Annotated in this window: 14 protein-coding genes and 1 pseudogene; 8 read left to right on the forward strand and 7 right to left on the reverse strand. The window is 59.0% G+C overall.

The genetic code is table 11. The annotated features are described in order from the left end of the window. Both ACFMBG_RS15570 and ACFMBG_RS15575 read left to right on the forward strand, forming a co-directional pair. Positions 1-505, forward strand: a 505-nt coding sequence (locus tag ACFMBG_RS15570; RefSeq protein ID WP_421055615.1) for a S16 family serine protease, incomplete at its 5' end; no start/stop codon positions are given. 116 nt (positions 506-621) lie between these two features. After that, positions 622-978, forward strand: coding sequence for an SPW repeat protein (locus tag ACFMBG_RS15575; RefSeq protein WP_421055616.1), 357 nt, complete (start codon positions 622-624; stop codon positions 976-978). A gap of 248 nt (positions 979-1,226) precedes the next feature. On the opposite strand, the gene ACFMBG_RS15580 is transcribed toward ACFMBG_RS15575, so the two are convergent. Beyond that, positions 1,227-1,529 carry an SHOCT domain-containing protein gene (locus ACFMBG_RS15580; protein ID WP_421055617.1) on the reverse strand — a complete coding sequence of 101 codons (303 nt, stop codon included), beginning with the start codon at positions 1,527-1,529 and terminating at the stop codon, positions 1,227-1,229. Between the two features lie 482 nt (positions 1,530-2,011). After that, positions 2,012-2,437: a DUF3775 domain-containing protein gene (locus tag ACFMBG_RS15585; RefSeq protein ID WP_421055618.1), complete on the reverse strand. Its 426-nt coding sequence runs from the start codon at positions 2,435-2,437 to the stop codon at positions 2,012-2,014. A 205-nt stretch (positions 2,438-2,642) separates the two neighbouring features. Here ACFMBG_RS15585 and ACFMBG_RS15590 point away from each other — a divergent pair, with 205 nt between their 5' ends. The 4 genes from ACFMBG_RS15590 to ACFMBG_RS15605 all read left to right on the forward strand — a co-directional run bounded on the left by ACFMBG_RS15590 (position 2,643) and on the right by ACFMBG_RS15605 (position 5,120). After that, a complete protein-coding gene (locus tag ACFMBG_RS15590; protein WP_421055619.1) occupies positions 2,643-3,062 on the forward strand; it encodes a CBS domain-containing protein in 420 nt (139 codons plus the stop codon). Between the two features lie 9 nt (positions 3,063-3,071). After that, complete coding sequence (locus tag ACFMBG_RS15595) at positions 3,072-3,530, forward strand: host attachment protein (protein WP_421055620.1); 459 nt, start codon at positions 3,072-3,074, stop codon at positions 3,528-3,530. 183 nt (positions 3,531-3,713) lie between these two features. Next, positions 3,714-4,235: an Hsp20/alpha crystallin family protein gene (locus tag ACFMBG_RS15600; protein WP_421055621.1), complete on the forward strand. Its 522-nt coding sequence runs from the start codon at positions 3,714-3,716 to the stop codon at positions 4,233-4,235. A gap of 171 nt (positions 4,236-4,406) precedes the next feature. Further along, a complete protein-coding gene (locus tag ACFMBG_RS15605; protein WP_421055622.1) occupies positions 4,407-5,120 on the forward strand; it encodes a response regulator transcription factor in 714 nt (237 codons plus the stop codon). Here the strand turns inward: ACFMBG_RS15605 and ACFMBG_RS15610 are convergent. Then, positions 5,095-7,044, reverse strand: a complete 1,950-nt coding sequence (locus ACFMBG_RS15610) for an ATP-binding protein (RefSeq protein ID WP_421055623.1) — start codon at positions 7,042-7,044, stop codon at positions 5,095-5,097. The two genes, ACFMBG_RS15605 and ACFMBG_RS15610, sit on opposite strands and share 26 nt — an antisense overlap. 249 nt (positions 7,045-7,293) lie before the next feature. On the opposite strand from ACFMBG_RS15610, the gene ACFMBG_RS15615 reads away from it, so the two are divergent. Further along, on the forward strand, positions 7,294-8,094 hold the full coding sequence (locus ACFMBG_RS15615) for a Crp/Fnr family transcriptional regulator (RefSeq protein ID WP_421055624.1): 801 nt from the start codon (positions 7,294-7,296) through the stop codon (positions 8,092-8,094). Between the two features lie 269 nt (positions 8,095-8,363). Here ACFMBG_RS15615 and ACFMBG_RS15620 read toward each other — a convergent pair whose 3' ends face one another. From ACFMBG_RS15620 to ACFMBG_RS15635, 4 genes and pseudogenes are all read right to left on the reverse strand, one after another. Next, a complete protein-coding gene (locus ACFMBG_RS15620; protein ID WP_421055625.1) occupies positions 8,364-9,014 on the reverse strand; it encodes a BON domain-containing protein in 651 nt (216 codons plus the stop codon). 310 nt (positions 9,015-9,324) lie between these two features. Beyond that, positions 9,325-9,717, reverse strand: a complete 393-nt coding sequence (locus tag ACFMBG_RS15625; protein ID WP_421055626.1) for a hypothetical protein — start codon at positions 9,715-9,717, stop codon at positions 9,325-9,327. Positions 9,718-9,778: 61 nt separating this feature from the next. After that, the gene (locus tag ACFMBG_RS15630; RefSeq protein WP_421055627.1) at positions 9,779-11,578 is read right to left on the reverse strand and encodes a PHA/PHB synthase family protein; all 1,800 of its coding nucleotides are present in this window, start codon (positions 11,576-11,578) and stop codon (positions 9,779-9,781) included. Positions 11,579-12,011: 433 nt separating this feature from the next. Then, positions 12,012-12,161 (reverse strand): annotated as a pseudogene (locus tag ACFMBG_RS15635) (ATP-binding protein); the annotation flags it as partial. A gap of 347 nt (positions 12,162-12,508) precedes the next feature. Between ACFMBG_RS15635 and ACFMBG_RS15640 the strand changes: the two are divergent. Beyond that, on the forward strand, positions 12,509-14,275 hold the full coding sequence (locus ACFMBG_RS15640; protein ID WP_421055628.1) for an SLC13 family permease: 1,767 nt from the start codon (positions 12,509-12,511) through the stop codon (positions 14,273-14,275). Positions 14,276-14,564: the final 289 nt, after the last annotated feature.

A 14,564-nucleotide genomic window follows, 5' to 3' on the forward strand; every position in this document is an offset into this window, starting at 1 on the left:
AGGCCATCATCCCGATAGACCAAAGGCCAGCCATGCACTAACTTTCAACTTGGACCACTCAAGTGGGGCGGCTCAGCTTGGCGACGTCATGCGTGAAAGTGCGCAGGCTGCCATGACGCTGGTCAAAGCACGGATGGGCGGGCTTGGCATTGATCAAGCCGTGTTCGAGAACTCCGATATTCATGTGCATGTTCCGGCAGGGGCAACACCGAAGGACGGTCCGAGCGCCGGCACCGCCATTTTTGCCGCCATGGTTTCGCTCCTTGTTGGCCGCAAGCTCAGGAACGACACCGCGATGACCGGTGAAATTTCACTGCGCGGCCTTGTTCTTCCGGTGGGCGGCATACGCGAAAAGGTGATGGCGGCAGCGACCGCCGGACTATCGCGCGTGCTTTTGCCTGCGCGCAACCGGCATGATTTTGATGATATCCCAAAGGCAGCCCGCGACGTGCTTGAAGTTGTCTGGCTGGAAACCGTTGATGATATTCTGGCCCGTGCCTTCTGATAGAGTTCTGAAAATGAGCGGTTTTGGTCGTTGACGGGGGGCAATGCCGCGCCGGCCGGGCGGGGCATAATGGGGTCGGCGGCAGCGTGCTGCAGGAGAACTCAGGAGGCTCGGGAATGGAACGGATTCATTGGCAGGATGGAATTACCCTGCTGACAGGGCTAGCACTGGCAATCGCCCTGTATTTTCTCAATGTCACCCCGGCGGACGGCGAAAGCCTGGCACCGGCGACCTGGAATTTTGTCCTTGCCGGGATGGCGGCGGCGGCACTCGCCGCCACCGCCCTTGTCAGCTTCAATGTCTGGGAAGAATGGGTTGAGATTGTGCTCGGTGCCTGGCTGATTATTTCGCCTTGGGTTCTGGGCTATGCCGACGCGGCCGTTCTGACATGGATGGCCGTTATCGGCGGTGTGGTCATCGTCGCGATGGGCGCGACTGTGGTGTATGGCGACAGGGCGAAGAAGCGGCTGTGACGCCTTTCCGGAAAAGCTAAACCGGGGCGGCGTACTGGTTGCCATGTTTTCTCATCGGCATGCTGCCCTTGATTGAACCGCGCGCGGCTTGGTCGGTGCGCGCTTCCTGCGGGAGTTCCGGAGACCGGCCGTTGCCAGTGCCCGTACCGGAGCGATCCTGAGCGGTCGCCTTGTGACGCAGCATCCGCCCGGCACCATGACACGATAGGTCGGGGATACCTTGGTCAAACCTGGCGAGTTTGTCTCTTCTAGCCCGCCAAAAGCTTTTTCCGAGCAGAATATTCTTCGGGTTCGATTTCGCCGCGTGCGAGGCGCATGTCGAGTTCGGCAAGCGCGCTCTGGCGGTTGCGCGACACGTTGCTGTCGTCGTTGCGCCGAACGAACCAGATAATACCGGCGATGACCAGTCCGAGCACGGCCAGCCACAAGATTGAACCGAAGATCATTAACAGGCCATGGCCGTAACTCCAATCCGGCATATGCCGGTATCCTTCCGTGCCTGCCATTGCCGGGGACGCGAATACAATTGCGGTGAGCGCGAAACGTTGCATGACTGCCTCCGCAGGATAAGTGACATAGCAGCAATCTGCAGGGCCGGAAGGGCCGACGCATTGATACACCGCAATCCCGGGAGTATTTTTGTTTTTTGAGCGCGGCCCGGTTTGGTCCGGCCCCGGGGATGTGCCGAATTTCTGCTGTTGTGAAGCGCAAGCGTAGGGGGCCGGGAACTGACGGGTTATTGGGATGAATACCGCCTCATCCGCTTTCAGCCTTAATAGCCAGCGCCTGAGAACAGCGAAGGATTGCCGGTCCCAGCTTCCACAACAAAGGTCTCCCCTAGTACGCTCGCTGAAATGCCGGCAATCCTCGACCAGCGGAATTCATTGCCGTGCCAGTCCATCGTTCCGAAGCTCCGCGCCTTGCGACGGTTTGCCTGGGACCTTCTCCGGTTTTGGCTCCCTCCACCGATAAAACCAGCATTGCTGATTCTCGCCTGCCCGCCATTGACAGCCGTCAACACAATGCCAAGCAATTACTCACGTTCCTGGCTGCTGATGCCAAGCTTGTCCAAGCCCGCTTGCAGGTAGCTGGAAAGAAGCGGAGTGCCGAGCAGGTAGTCCGCGGTGAAGTCGTTGTGTTCCAGTTCAGCCAGTTCGCGAAGCTCCGGCCATTCGCCTTCGTCCCGGCCCAGCCACATGAGGGCGACAAGATCGGTTTGAGCTTCCTCATCTAGATCGGCGATGAAAGATCTCAGCTCTTCCTCTGCCGGATCTCTGCCGCGGTCTTCCAGTATGTCTGCTTCCGGGTCGTTGTCGTCCCCTGCGTCTTCCGGTGCAGTGCTGGCGCTTTTTCCCATCAAGTCCTGTGCCAGTTCAGCTATGAACCAGACCGCCCTGGGCGTCACCCTGAGACCCTCGGCTTCCGGCTTGGCTGCGGCTGGTGATTTAAGAGGTTCCATTGGTCTTCCTTTCGAAATGCGGGTCCGCTCCGGATAGCGGAAATGCGCGTAGCCTCCTGTCCGGTGCTGCCGGACTTGCATCCATTCTCCTGGCAGCCGGTTCGATTGCATTGACCGCGGTCACTCCGGACCTGCTTGACGGCCATCAATGCACAAAAACCCTTGCGGGTCAGAATGGATCAGATGCTTTGGCATGGAGGATACAATGAAGATCAGTGAAGCAATGCATACCCCTGCAGAGTGGGTCAGCGCTGACACACCTGTCAGCGAAATCGCTGCCCGTATGGCGAAGGATGATATCGGGGCGGTGCCGGTTGGGAAGAATGACAAGCTCATCGGCATGATCACCGACCGCGATCTTGCGACGCGGGTGGTTGCAAAGAACCTCAGCGCCAAGAAGACAAAGGCTGAAGATGTGATGACGCCGGGCATTGTCTTTTGCCGCACCGAAGAAACGGTTGAAGACGCGGTGCACCTTATGGACCAAAAGAAGATCCGCCGGCTGCCGGTTCTGAACGAGGAAAAACGCTATGTTGGCATGCTCAGCCTTGGCGATGTGGCCCATGCCGCCGGCCTGGAGCTCATCGGTGAATTGACCCGCGCCGTGGCCGATCATCATAAATAGGAAACGACGATGCCACCCGGCCCTTCGGAACGGATCTGGTATGTGGTCATGAACACTAGCCGCGCCCGGATTCTCCGGCAGCTGCCCAGTGTCCGGAGCCAGGCAGCGGCAGAGATCACAATGCAGTCGGCGCGCCGGAACCTGCGGGACGTCCTGCAGAACAAACCCACCGGCAGCTTTTCTTCGGCCAGAGATGGCCGAAGATCCGGGGGTGAATCGGGCTCTGACCCCTTGCAGGAAGACGCGCGTGCCTTTCTCGAAGAGGTTCTCAGTTTTTTGGATGAACAGCACCGGCTTCATGCTTTCGACGGGCTGGTTCTGATTACGCCACCTGGCTGCGCCGACCTTTGGCGGGCTAAACTGCCAGGAACGCTACGGGATTGTGTGCGTAAGGAATTTCACAAAAACCTTGTGCGCCTCTCGTCTGCGGAGCTAGCAGCGGCGGTGCGGGCACTGGTTTCCGGTTGACCGCTGTCAATGCCTGCGGACTGAGTTTCATCCATAATTTCCTGGTTCGCGGACACTATGCGTTGAGCAGTCGCAGGCAGCCACGTCCCTTGTCCCAGTGTTCCGCAAACTCTCCGCTGGCCCGGGCCAGGCTTCTTGCTGTGTGCCCCGCCAGCGGAGTTCTTTTCACCAAGACGTAAACTCATGACCAAGAAAACCAAGGTTCCCGTTGCCCGCGAGACAGCACCGGCGCAGCGTTCACCCGCTCTAAGGCCTTGGAGCGGCTTTGGAACCCTGCGGGATGAAATGGAGCGGCTTTTCGATGCCTTCGAGCCGCGCTCACGGTTCAGCCGCAGCGGCCCGGATTTTGGATCACTCCGGGGGGAAATGGCGTTGTGCCCGGCAATCGACCTGGCCGAGAACGGCACCGAATTTGCCGTCACTGCGGAATTGCCTGGTTTGGATCCGGAGTCCATCGAGGTGAAGACCAGCAACGGCACTCTGTCGATCAGCGGCGAGAAGACGGAGCAGAAGCAGGAGGATGAACCCAGCTGCCACCTCAGCGAGCGCCACTGGGGCAGCGTCTTCCGCTCGGTCAGGCTGCCGGAAAATATCGACCCGGAAAAGACCAGCGCGCAGTTTTCCAATGGTGTGCTGACGGTGCATCTGCCGAAATCGGCGGAAGCGATTGCCTTCGAAAAGAAGGTTGCTGTCAAGGCAGCGTGACATCGAAACTCTGCACTGCGAAGGGGAACACTTTCGCGGTGCAGCAAGCTGCATGCAGGATCCCGGGGCCTTGCGGCGGTGAGACTCCGCGTTGCAGAATTGCCGGAGATATAGGTGGAAGTGTGATATGGTGACTTTGAATCGCGTTGTGATTGCAAAAGTTCCGCCAGTATGCAGCAAATCGAAATCCTCGTCGTAGATGATGAAGCCCCTGTCAGAGAGGCGCTTCGCCAAGGACTTGAGCCGGAAGGCTGGACGGTCCGCGAGGCATGGGACCGCGAGGGGCTTTTTGCAGCGCTTGAAGCCTATGACATTGATCTTGTGACGCTGGACATTGGCCTGGGGCAGCAGGACGGCCTGGACCTCGCCCGGGAACTGCGGCAGCAGCGTAATATTCCAATCCTCATGATCACCGGGAAAGCCCACCCCTTTGACCGGGTGAGGGGGCTGGAATGCGGTGCTGATGACTATATCGTCAAACCCTTCCATATCCGGGAGGTGGTCCTGAGAACCCGCAAGACGCTGGAACGCTACCGCGGGGCCTCTGATCTGGCGGCTTCGGTCCGTTTTGGCAATTGCGAGTTCGATGCGAAGGCCAGGCTGGTCCGGGATGCGGCCGGCACGCCCATAGACCTGACCGGAACCGAATTGCAGCTGCTGGAGCTGTTTCTGCGCAATCCCGGGCGTGTCCTGAGCCGGGATGAAATCTCGCAGGCGGTGCTTGGACGGAAATGGGCGCCCCTCGACCGGACGGTTGACGGCCACGTCGCGCGGCTGCGCCACAAGATCGAGCCCGGTGGCGAAGCGCCGCTGATGATAAGGTCGGTCAGGGGGGTCGGCTATGTCTTCAGCGGCGAGGTCACTCCTTTGGCTGCACGGTTCTGAGCGTCCGCGACACGGCCTGTGCCAGCACCTTGAGCGTATAAGGCTTTCGCAAGAGTTCAGGCTGCACGTCCATTTTCAGCCCGGTTTCGACGGCCCTGGAAAGATACCCAGAGGTCAGTAGAACGGCCGTGTCCGGGAACAGCCGTCTGACTTCCGCCGCCAGTTCGTAGCCCGACATCCCGCCCGGCATAACGACATCGGAGAACAGCAGATCCACGGGTTCTCCATCAGACAGCAGCTGCAGGGCGGTGGCGGCATCCGCCGCTTCGGTCACCGCATAGCCAATCGCCTCAAGGCGCTGCAGCGTTGCTTCGCGGACCCTCGCGTCATCCTCCGCAACCAGCACCAGCTCGCCGTTTCCGAATGGAATGTCCTGCCGGTCCGCCTGCGGGTCAGCGGCCTGCCGTCCGGCGGCAGGCAGGAACAGGGATACGCATGTGCCCTGGCCGGGCTCGGAACTGATGTGAACAAACCCCCCGGCCCGGGCGGCGGCGGCAGCGACACTCGCCAACCCTAGCCCGGTTCCCAGACCGCTGCCCTTGGTGGTGAAGAACGGCTCCAGCGCGCGGCTCCTGACGTCCTCAGTCATGCCGGTGCCCTTGTCCGACACGGAGAGCCTTAGATACTCGCCGGGCCGCCCGTCCGGATAGCGGCTGGCGGCGGCCTCATCCAGAGACACATGCGCAGTGCGGATATCGATGCGCCCGCCATCCGGCTGGGCGTCGCGGGCATTGATCACCAGATTGATCACCGCGCCGTCTAGTTCCGGCGGATCAACCCGGACACAGCAGCCATCGGCACCCGGAAGAAAGCGTAAGGTTATAGATTCGTTTAGCAAATTCTCTAGCATTGCCCATGTCTTCAGAATATGGCTGTCCAGTTGCAAGATTTCCGGGTTGCGGCCGTTTTCCCCCGTCAGGGCCAGCAGCTTTGCGTTGAAGTTTCCGCCGGCCTCAGCCGCATCAATTGCGCGCTGCAGATAGTCCTGTACATCGCCGCCCGGCACACGCAGCGCAGCCAGTTCCAGGTTGGCAAGAATGATCGATAGAAGGTTGTTGAAATCATGGGCGATCACCCCGGCCAGCTGCCCCAAAGATTCCAGCCGCTGGGCCTTTGCCAGTGCCGCTTGCAATTGGTGGCGCTTGGTTTCGTCAATGAGAAAACAGACAACATACTCAGGGTGGGCGCCCTTGCGTTTTCCCTTGCCGGTGAAAAACACCTTGCCGATAACACGCAGGTGTTTTTCTCGGCCCTTCACAATCGGGCAAATCTCACTGCGGACCAGGCCGCTCCCCGATGGATCAAGCGCATGTTCGCTCATCGCGCGGAACGCTTCCTGATCGGCTGGCCGAAGAAGTTCCGCCCACCCGGCAAGTGTCTTTGGAATATTCTTTTCGCCTATTTCCAGAAGAGACAGAAAGCCGTCTGATGCCTTCACCGAACCGGTGCGGTATTCAAGCTCGAAAACGCCGATTCCGGTTGCATCCATCGCCTGGAGGAAACGGTCCCTGCTTGCGGTTTCCAGTATCCCCGGGTCAGTGACCTGCTGGGACCAGACAACCGCCCCGGCGACCGCGCCGCCGGTATTCAGGACCGGCTGAACCTGCCTGCGTTCCCACGCGGTGCGGCCGCTTGCGTACTGGTAGCGTTCCGTCTCGCAGGAGGTGCTTTCCCCGGCCATTGCCTGCGCAATGGCTTTGCGGAACTGCGGCGGCAGATCGGGGAATTCCTCCTCGTAGCGCCGGCCCTGAAGGCCGGAGCCATCGGCGCCATGATCAAGAGCCCATTGCCGTGACCAGGCAATATAGCGCATCTGCCTGTCGAACATGGCCGCGGCCAGCGGAGATTCTGAAATAAAGGCGGACAGGCGGGCAGACAGCGCCTCGGCAGCGGGATCAGCATCCTGCGGATTTGGCTTGGACATAGGCGCACCTCGTTAAGAACACTCAGCCTTTTCTGCCGTTCCCGGCCCGCACAATTCTGCACAATTTCCCCCCTGCCGCCGCTGCCTCTGTTCTGCGAGGGTTTTGCAGGAGCCGGCGGACCGCCGGGACTGTGTGATGAGAGAAACTTTAAACCACGGGGGGGCAAAATGCCAAACTGCGCCTTTACTCCAACATCTGCCGGCGGCCTTTGCGAAACCTGTGCCTCAAGGGAACACGGGCTGTGCCACATGCTCGGCAGCGGATCCCTGTCCCACCTGGCATCCAGAAGTTTCCGCGCGCGTTACAAGCAGGGCGCCGGCATATCGGTTCAGGGGGAAGAGGCCGGGAACATCGGCATTCTCGTTTCCGGCCTGGTTAAGGTTTTTCTGATCACGGAGGATGGCGAGGAGCTGTTGCTCCAGATACTCGGTCCCGGACAGCTGATCGGTGAGCTGAACTCCGTAGAAAATGCGTTCTCGTGGCAAGCTGCTGTCCCGGCAGAGGTGTGCTGGGTGGCCCGCAGAACATTCCAGGATTTCCAGTCTGAAAGACCGCAGATCTTCTATGCCTATCTGTCCGCGCTGGACCACCAGATGACCGAGTACCGGCTTTGGGCGGCAGCCTTGCGGGGCCGCACCTCGCTTCAGCGCATCGCCTACTGGCTGGTTCAGCAGATGCCAATGGACACCAAAACGGGCGCGCCGGAAATTGAGGTGATTCTGACACGGCGGGATGTCGCGTCCTTTTTGAACATGACCGTGGAAACGCTCTGCCGCGGGTTGCACCAGCTGGCGGACAGAGGTGTCATAAGCTTGCTGGCATCCAATCGCTTCAGGGTTACAAACACGGGTGAGCTGCAGGATTTGGCGGATTTCGGCCTGCCGCGGACCCGGTCGGCTGCCGAGGCGGTCAAACGCCTGCTCCGGACCGTCCCAAGAGCCGGTTCCCGCGAGGAAAAACGGTTTGGCCCGGGCAGGAAGCGGGGCTCCTGCCAGCTTCGGAGGCGTGCCGCAGCCACTGCCACGGGTATTGGCAGTTACCGGCAATGACTTCTGTCAAAGCCTCTGCTGCACTGTTCCGGCAGAGTGAAAAAGGATCAAGCGACCCGGAATAAAGGGGGTGATGATTTCGCCGCTGGCCTTGACCGGCGCGGGTTCAAAGCGACGATCACGGGCCGATCTGCAACCGGAGGTCAGCGTGCAGCGGAACTGCTCCAGACTGCAAGGGAACAGAGTGCGGATCTGGTGGCTGCAGGCGCTCCTCTGTAAATGCCCTGAATATGCCAGGCGGGCTTCACCCGCCCGGCGTCTTGGCTGCGTCAGTTGCCGATGGAAATATGGTCAACCACATTCGCGACGCCCGGAGCTGCCCAGGCTGCGCGTTCAACCGCTTCACGCTCTGCCCAAGTCCGGACCTTGCCTTCGAGCGTGACTTCCCGGTCATGGACATTGACCTGGATTCGCTTCGCTTCCAGTTCCGCATCGCGCCTGAGCGCGTCTTCGATGCGCTGGCGCACATCGGCCGGCTTGACCGAAGGGACAATCTGGACCTGATTGGAAACAGCCTTGACACCTGCCAACCCTTGGACAGCCCGCTCAGCTGCCTGTTTTTCATAGTACCATCGGACATTCCCGGTTAGCGTCACAAGGCCGTTCTCAACTTTGACCTTGATGGAGTCCTTGGGTATGGAACTGTTCCAGCGCAGGGAGTTTACCGCCCGTTTCGCGACTTCGTCGTCTGCTGTTCTGTGAGCTCCAAACGGCCGCACCTCGATTTCCTGGGCAATGGCTCGCACGCCCTTCACCCTTTTGACGATGTTCTCGGCCGCCAGCTTCTGAGAATAAGTCGGAACATGGCCGGTCAAAGTGACCGTACCATCTTCAACTGTGATGCCGATGTCAGCGGCATCAATGCTTGGATCATAGTCCAACTCGTCCAATATGTCCTGCTTGAGATCGATATCCTTCATCTCGTTCATCCTTCCAGGAAACGCGAGTCACTCGCTTACAATGCGGCCATTCTTATGGTTCCGGGGGTATAAGGCATTGATAGCCGACAACGGCTTTCCCGAAGTGGTGGGGCAGGGATTTAATTAATTGCATATTTTTAGCCGCTTATGCCTTGCGTATTTGCATTTAAACGCAGGTTACAAGGCGTGTTTCCGCTGCTGCGGATGAATTTGCAGGGCAGGCGGATTGATAGGTGAGGCTGCAGACGTGAATGACCCCGAGTGCTTCCGTGACCGGTGGTCAAACGTGCTCGGATCATTCGGCTGGGCGTCAGGTGCGGCAATGACCAGACCAGAAATCCGATCCGAGAGCGGTATTCACGACGAGCCATTGTGGCGCAGTGAATTCCACTGGATCCTGGTCGGTTAGAATTTCGGCGGGGACTAGCAGGCCAAGATGCGTGCGTCGATCTGAGTGCCGGAACGAAAATTCGACGGCGGTCAACGCGCCGGCGGAACCGTCAGTGACCGGTAGTTGGCTAAAGCCAAGATGATTGAGGAGTTCGGCAAGAGTGTCTGTCTGATACGCTGGTAAGACGTCTTCGGAAAAAGCGCTGCCGAGAAATCCGAAACGGGAATGTGCGATGATGCCAAATCCGCACAGGCGGAGTTTAACAGCGAAAAGCAGTCCCTGATCGAAGCCTCTGCCAGTTCCATGGACCATTATGGGCGGCAGGCCGTCTTAGGCAACGGCGTATTCCAACGCCCCAGGTGTCTTAGACTGTTTATGGAACGCGTACATAGACGCCGGGTGCCGAGTAGAGCCTTTTCGGCCGTTTGCTGTCTGTCGTTGGCAGGGGCGGTTTCGCCCGCTCGCCCGAGCGTCCAGCCAGCCACGCTACCAGCTCAGGCCACCAGGACCCATTCTTGGGATCATGCGATGCGATCCACTCGTCCGGTGGTTCATAGAGTGCGCCGGCAGGTCGGCGGCCGATCCGATAGTGCCGGCCTGGATGTCCGGGTTCGCTCAGGATACCGCCATTGTGTCCGCCTTTCGTCAGGACGAAAGCGAGGTCGCCGTCGGTAAACAAACGCATCTTGTAGACCGATTTCCAGGGCGCAATGTGATCGGTCTCGGTCCCCACAACGAACATCGGCACGCGAATATCCTTGAGCGCCACGACCCTGCCTTCGACGGCGAAGCGCCCGGCACTCAACCGGTTTTCAAGAAATAGCCCGCGCAGATATTCCGAGTGCATCCTGGCAGGCATGCGCGTGGTGTCATTGTTCCAGACCGTGATGTCGCTAGGCAGGTCGTCTTCGCCCAGAAAATAGCGTCGCACCGCGCGTGAGTAGATCAGATCCTCGGCCCGGATTGAGGTGAAGGTGCGAGTCATCTGCGGCCGGTCGAGGTAGCCCTGCAGCCACATCAGATCCTCGACGAAGGCGACCTGGCTGTCATCGATGAAAAGCAGGAGTTCGCCCGCCTCGGCGAAATCGACCTGTGCGGCCATAAAGGTCAGGCTCGCTAATCGGTCGTCCGCATTCCGCGCCATGACGGCCGCTGCGATGGCCAGCAGTGTCCCGCCAAGGCAGTAGCCATTCACATGGACCTTTCGTTCCGGCAGAATGGACCCGATCACATCGAGCGCCGTCATGATGCCCCTAAGACGGTAATCCTCAAGAGAAAGATCAGATTGGTCGGCGCCGGGATTGACCCATGAGACCATGAAGACGGTGAAGCCTTGATCCACGAGGTAACGCACCATGGAGTTCCTGGGCGACAAGTCGAGGATGTAATACTTCATGATCCAGGCCGGCACGAAGAGGACCGGTTCCGGATGCACGCGGTCGGTCGTAGGCGCATATTGGATCAGTTCGAAAAGCTCGTTTCGATAAACCACGTCGCCTGGCGTGCAGGCCAGATCCTTGCCAATCTCGAAACCTTCCGGTGCTGGCTCATGACATTGTGTCACCGTGTGGGTGAAATCCTCCCAGAAGTGGTGTGAGCCTTCGACGAGGTTCCGGCCGCCTTCCTTCATCGTTCGTTCGATGATTTCGGGATTCGACCATGGGAAATTCGAAGGCGAAAAAAGGTCAAGCGCCTGGCGAACCTGGAACCGGGCGCGGTCGGCGTCCCGTCTGGCAAGTCCCGGCATCTCTTCCGTCGCCGCTTCCCACCAATCCTGGGTCGCAAGGAAGGCCTGTTGCCATACTGAGAAGGGTGCCTTCTTCCACCCATCGGCCTCGAAGCGGTGATCGAAGCTTCGCGGTTCGAACTGAGGCGTGTCAGTCAGGCCCGATGCCGACAACCCGACCTTTGCCGCGTTTTTTACGGCCCGTTCCGCCAATTCCAGCTGCCGACCGGGGGATCTGCTGAGATGCAGCGCCCAGTCCATCCATGTGGCCATGATCGAATGGGGCGATACGCCGGCCGTGACGCGCGCCAGGGCCGCACGGGTTGCGCGGTCCATTTTTTCATAGGGGTGCACAGCCTGTTGTTCGGATGAAACGAGCGCCTGGCCCCCTTCAAGCGTGGCGGATTCCTTGTCTACCGATGGGTTCACTTTGGAGTGTTCGACCATGACTGCAGCCTGCCTATGAGCGGGAAGGACCATCGAACCGGTCTTTCCGAAAAAGTATTCGCATGGTCACGCCAAGAATTATCTGTCTTGCGCGTGATTGATCGGCGGCACCGCGCCAACAACAATGGAGAGATGTGGGGACCTTGCGTGCGCCGCCGCAAACAATTGTTGGAACTTGCTAGGAGCGGCCCCCCAGTTGACCAAGACAGTGACGGTTGCGTTTTTCATGATCGTGCTCCCATGCAGTCAACGGAATGATAGCCCTTGATCGCGCGAGAGCCTTGATGTCCGTCAATTGTGTTCCTGGGTTGAAACGTATCACGAGAGTGATTGGCCCGTCCGTCTGATCCATGTCCTGCCGGTTTGCCATTCCCTGGGCGGGCACAATTGGGCCATTTCGGATGTGTCTTCTGGATCGGGTGGCGAAATTGGCTTTGAAGCGGTCGCTGTCGTATCCAGTTTCCAGAATCCGGCAGCGGCGGGTGAGAAGGTCGATGAGTGCTGTGGTTATCTTGGCACCTCCGAAGAAGGCGGCCCATTCGCTGAAACTGAGGTTCGTCGTGATGAACACGCTGGTGCGCTGTTATATCCGCTGCTGCGCGGAGCTATCTGTGATCGCCGACAGCGCTTCGCTTTTATGAACTCGTGCCGAAGGCGCAGTGGTCTGGATGATACTGCGGGTGACAGTGGGGTTCTGTTTCGCAGGCCTCTTTATAGTTGCAGGATGCTGGCTCAACGACCGAGCCACAGATGGGACGCGGCAACGCCTTTTCAGGAAATACACATTCGCCACCGTAAAATCATAACGGGAGGGAAAGAGCCGTTGACCCGGACATAACCACCGGAAGATAACAATCAGGCGGGTCACTTCTCGACAAAAAAATTTGGTTAGATCTCGGCGGGAAACAACAAACTGACACCTGATAGAACATGACTGTCGAAATCATACTGGTCCTAGCCCTTCTTTCATTGGCGGTTCTTTTCATCGCGATGGAGTGGTTGCCGGTCGACGTCATTACGCTGTCCCTCCTTGCGGCTCTCGTCGTTTCAGGCGTCCTGACACCTGCCGAGGCTTTCTCGGGTTTCGCGAACGAGATGGTGATCATTCTGGCTTCAGTGTTTGTTTTATCCAGCGCTTTGATCAAATCCGGTGTGATGGAATGGCTTAGCGGAAGCATTCGGAACTTGGGTGGCAAGACGGAATGGCGCGGCATGGGCATGTTGCTGACCATCGCTGCCGCTACCTCCGCCTTTTTGAGCAACACGGTTGCAACCGCAATACTCATGCCAGCCGTGCTCCAGATCGCAAGAAACGCACAGGCCAGCCCGAGCCGGTTTCTCATGCCGGTGGCATACGCTTCGATCCTTGGAGGAGCATGCACGTTGGTCGGGACGTCGACGAACATCGCGGGAAGCGCCATGGCAGCGCACTTGGGACTGGAACCTTTCTCAATGTTCGAATTTCTGGAGATTGGCTTAGTAATGGCGGCCTGCGGCATCGTTTGGCTGGTGTTCTTTGGCAGCCGTCTGGTGCCGGCTCGCGCGCCAGTGGAACTTGAGGATGAGTTTGGGAAACCTGATTATCTGTCGGCACTCGTGGTTCCGCGAGGGTCACGTGCCGACGGACGGACGATTGGCGAGCTCAAGCTAGGGGAGTTCAATGTGACCGCGCTCGCAGCTGTTCAAGCCGGCAAGCGCCTGCGCCCTCATCACCGGCGCAAGCTGCATGAGGGGGATCTCCTGATTGTGAGGGCTTCGCGCCAAGACCTGCTTCGCGCCGAAGCTCAACTCGGATTGGCAATCGATGCCACTCAGCATTTCTCCGTGCAGGACCTTCAACCCGAAGAGATCGCTATGGCAGAGGCGGTTTTGCTGTCGCAATCAAACTTAGTTGGCCGAACCCTGAAACAGACAAATTTTCACCGCAGATACGGTGTCACCGTCGTGGCAATTCACCGCCCTGGTCACGCCCGGCCGGCCAAAATCGAAAACCTGCGGCTTCAAGTTGGGGATGTTCTTTTGCTGCAAGGCGCACGGGAGGAACTTGAGAAGCTGAAGGGAAACCGCAATCTTTGGGGCCTATTGGAAGTGGAGAGCAGAGTTCTCACTCATCAGCAGGGTGTGATTGTAATAGGGATAATCGCGATGGCCGTGCTGCTCGGAGCATCGGGAATTCTGCCCTTGTCGGTTTCGCTGCTTTCGGCTGCGCTGGTGCTTGTCATGGCGCGGTTTGTCACCATGGAAGAAGCGTACCGGTTCATTGAATGGCGCCTGCTTGTTTTAATCGCCGGACTCACCAGTTTTGGCGGGGCCATGGTCAAGACGGGTACTGCGGCCTATCTGGCAGACTTGATCGTTAGCGCAACTCTGCCATTCGGTGTTACTGCCTCCATGGCGGCTTTCGCGGTTCTCACCATTCTGCTCACGCAGCCGATGTCAAACGCGGCAGCCGCATTGACGGTGTTACCGGTAGCCGCTGCTTCGGCCGATGCCTTGGGGGTTGATGCGCGCTCGCTGGTGGTTCTGGTCACGCTTGCTGCCTCGCTTTCCTTCATCACGCCGTTCGAGCCCGCCTGTTTGCTCGTCTATGGCCCGGGACGCTACCATTTCCGGGACTTTGTCCGGGCCGGTCTGCCGCTGACAATAATCTGCCTCACTCTATTGCTGACACTCGTTCCAGTGTTCTGGCCGCTTTGAATCCTCCGCTGAATTCCGCTTTCGCGGGTGGGCATCTCCGATGGGCGCGTGAAGAGCCATGCCGTCCGCGCCTGCCACAGCAACAGGTTTATGCTCAAGGGGGCATCACGCACCGATGGCCGACAGCGGTTCTTCCGGAGCGACGGGGTGAAACTTTCATTAATGTAATGTTTGCAGATGCTTACGCTTGCATCACTTGCGCTTCGTCGCGCGTTGCGAAACCTGTCCCTGCTGGTCCGCGCGGATCACCGGCACAGGCGGATTGATAGGCGTCAATGCGGCTCCAGAT

The sequence above is a fragment of the Leisingera coralii genome (genome assembly GCF_049056525.1).
GTDB classification, from domain to species: Bacteria; Pseudomonadota; Alphaproteobacteria; order Rhodobacterales; family Rhodobacteraceae; genus Leisingera; species Leisingera coralii.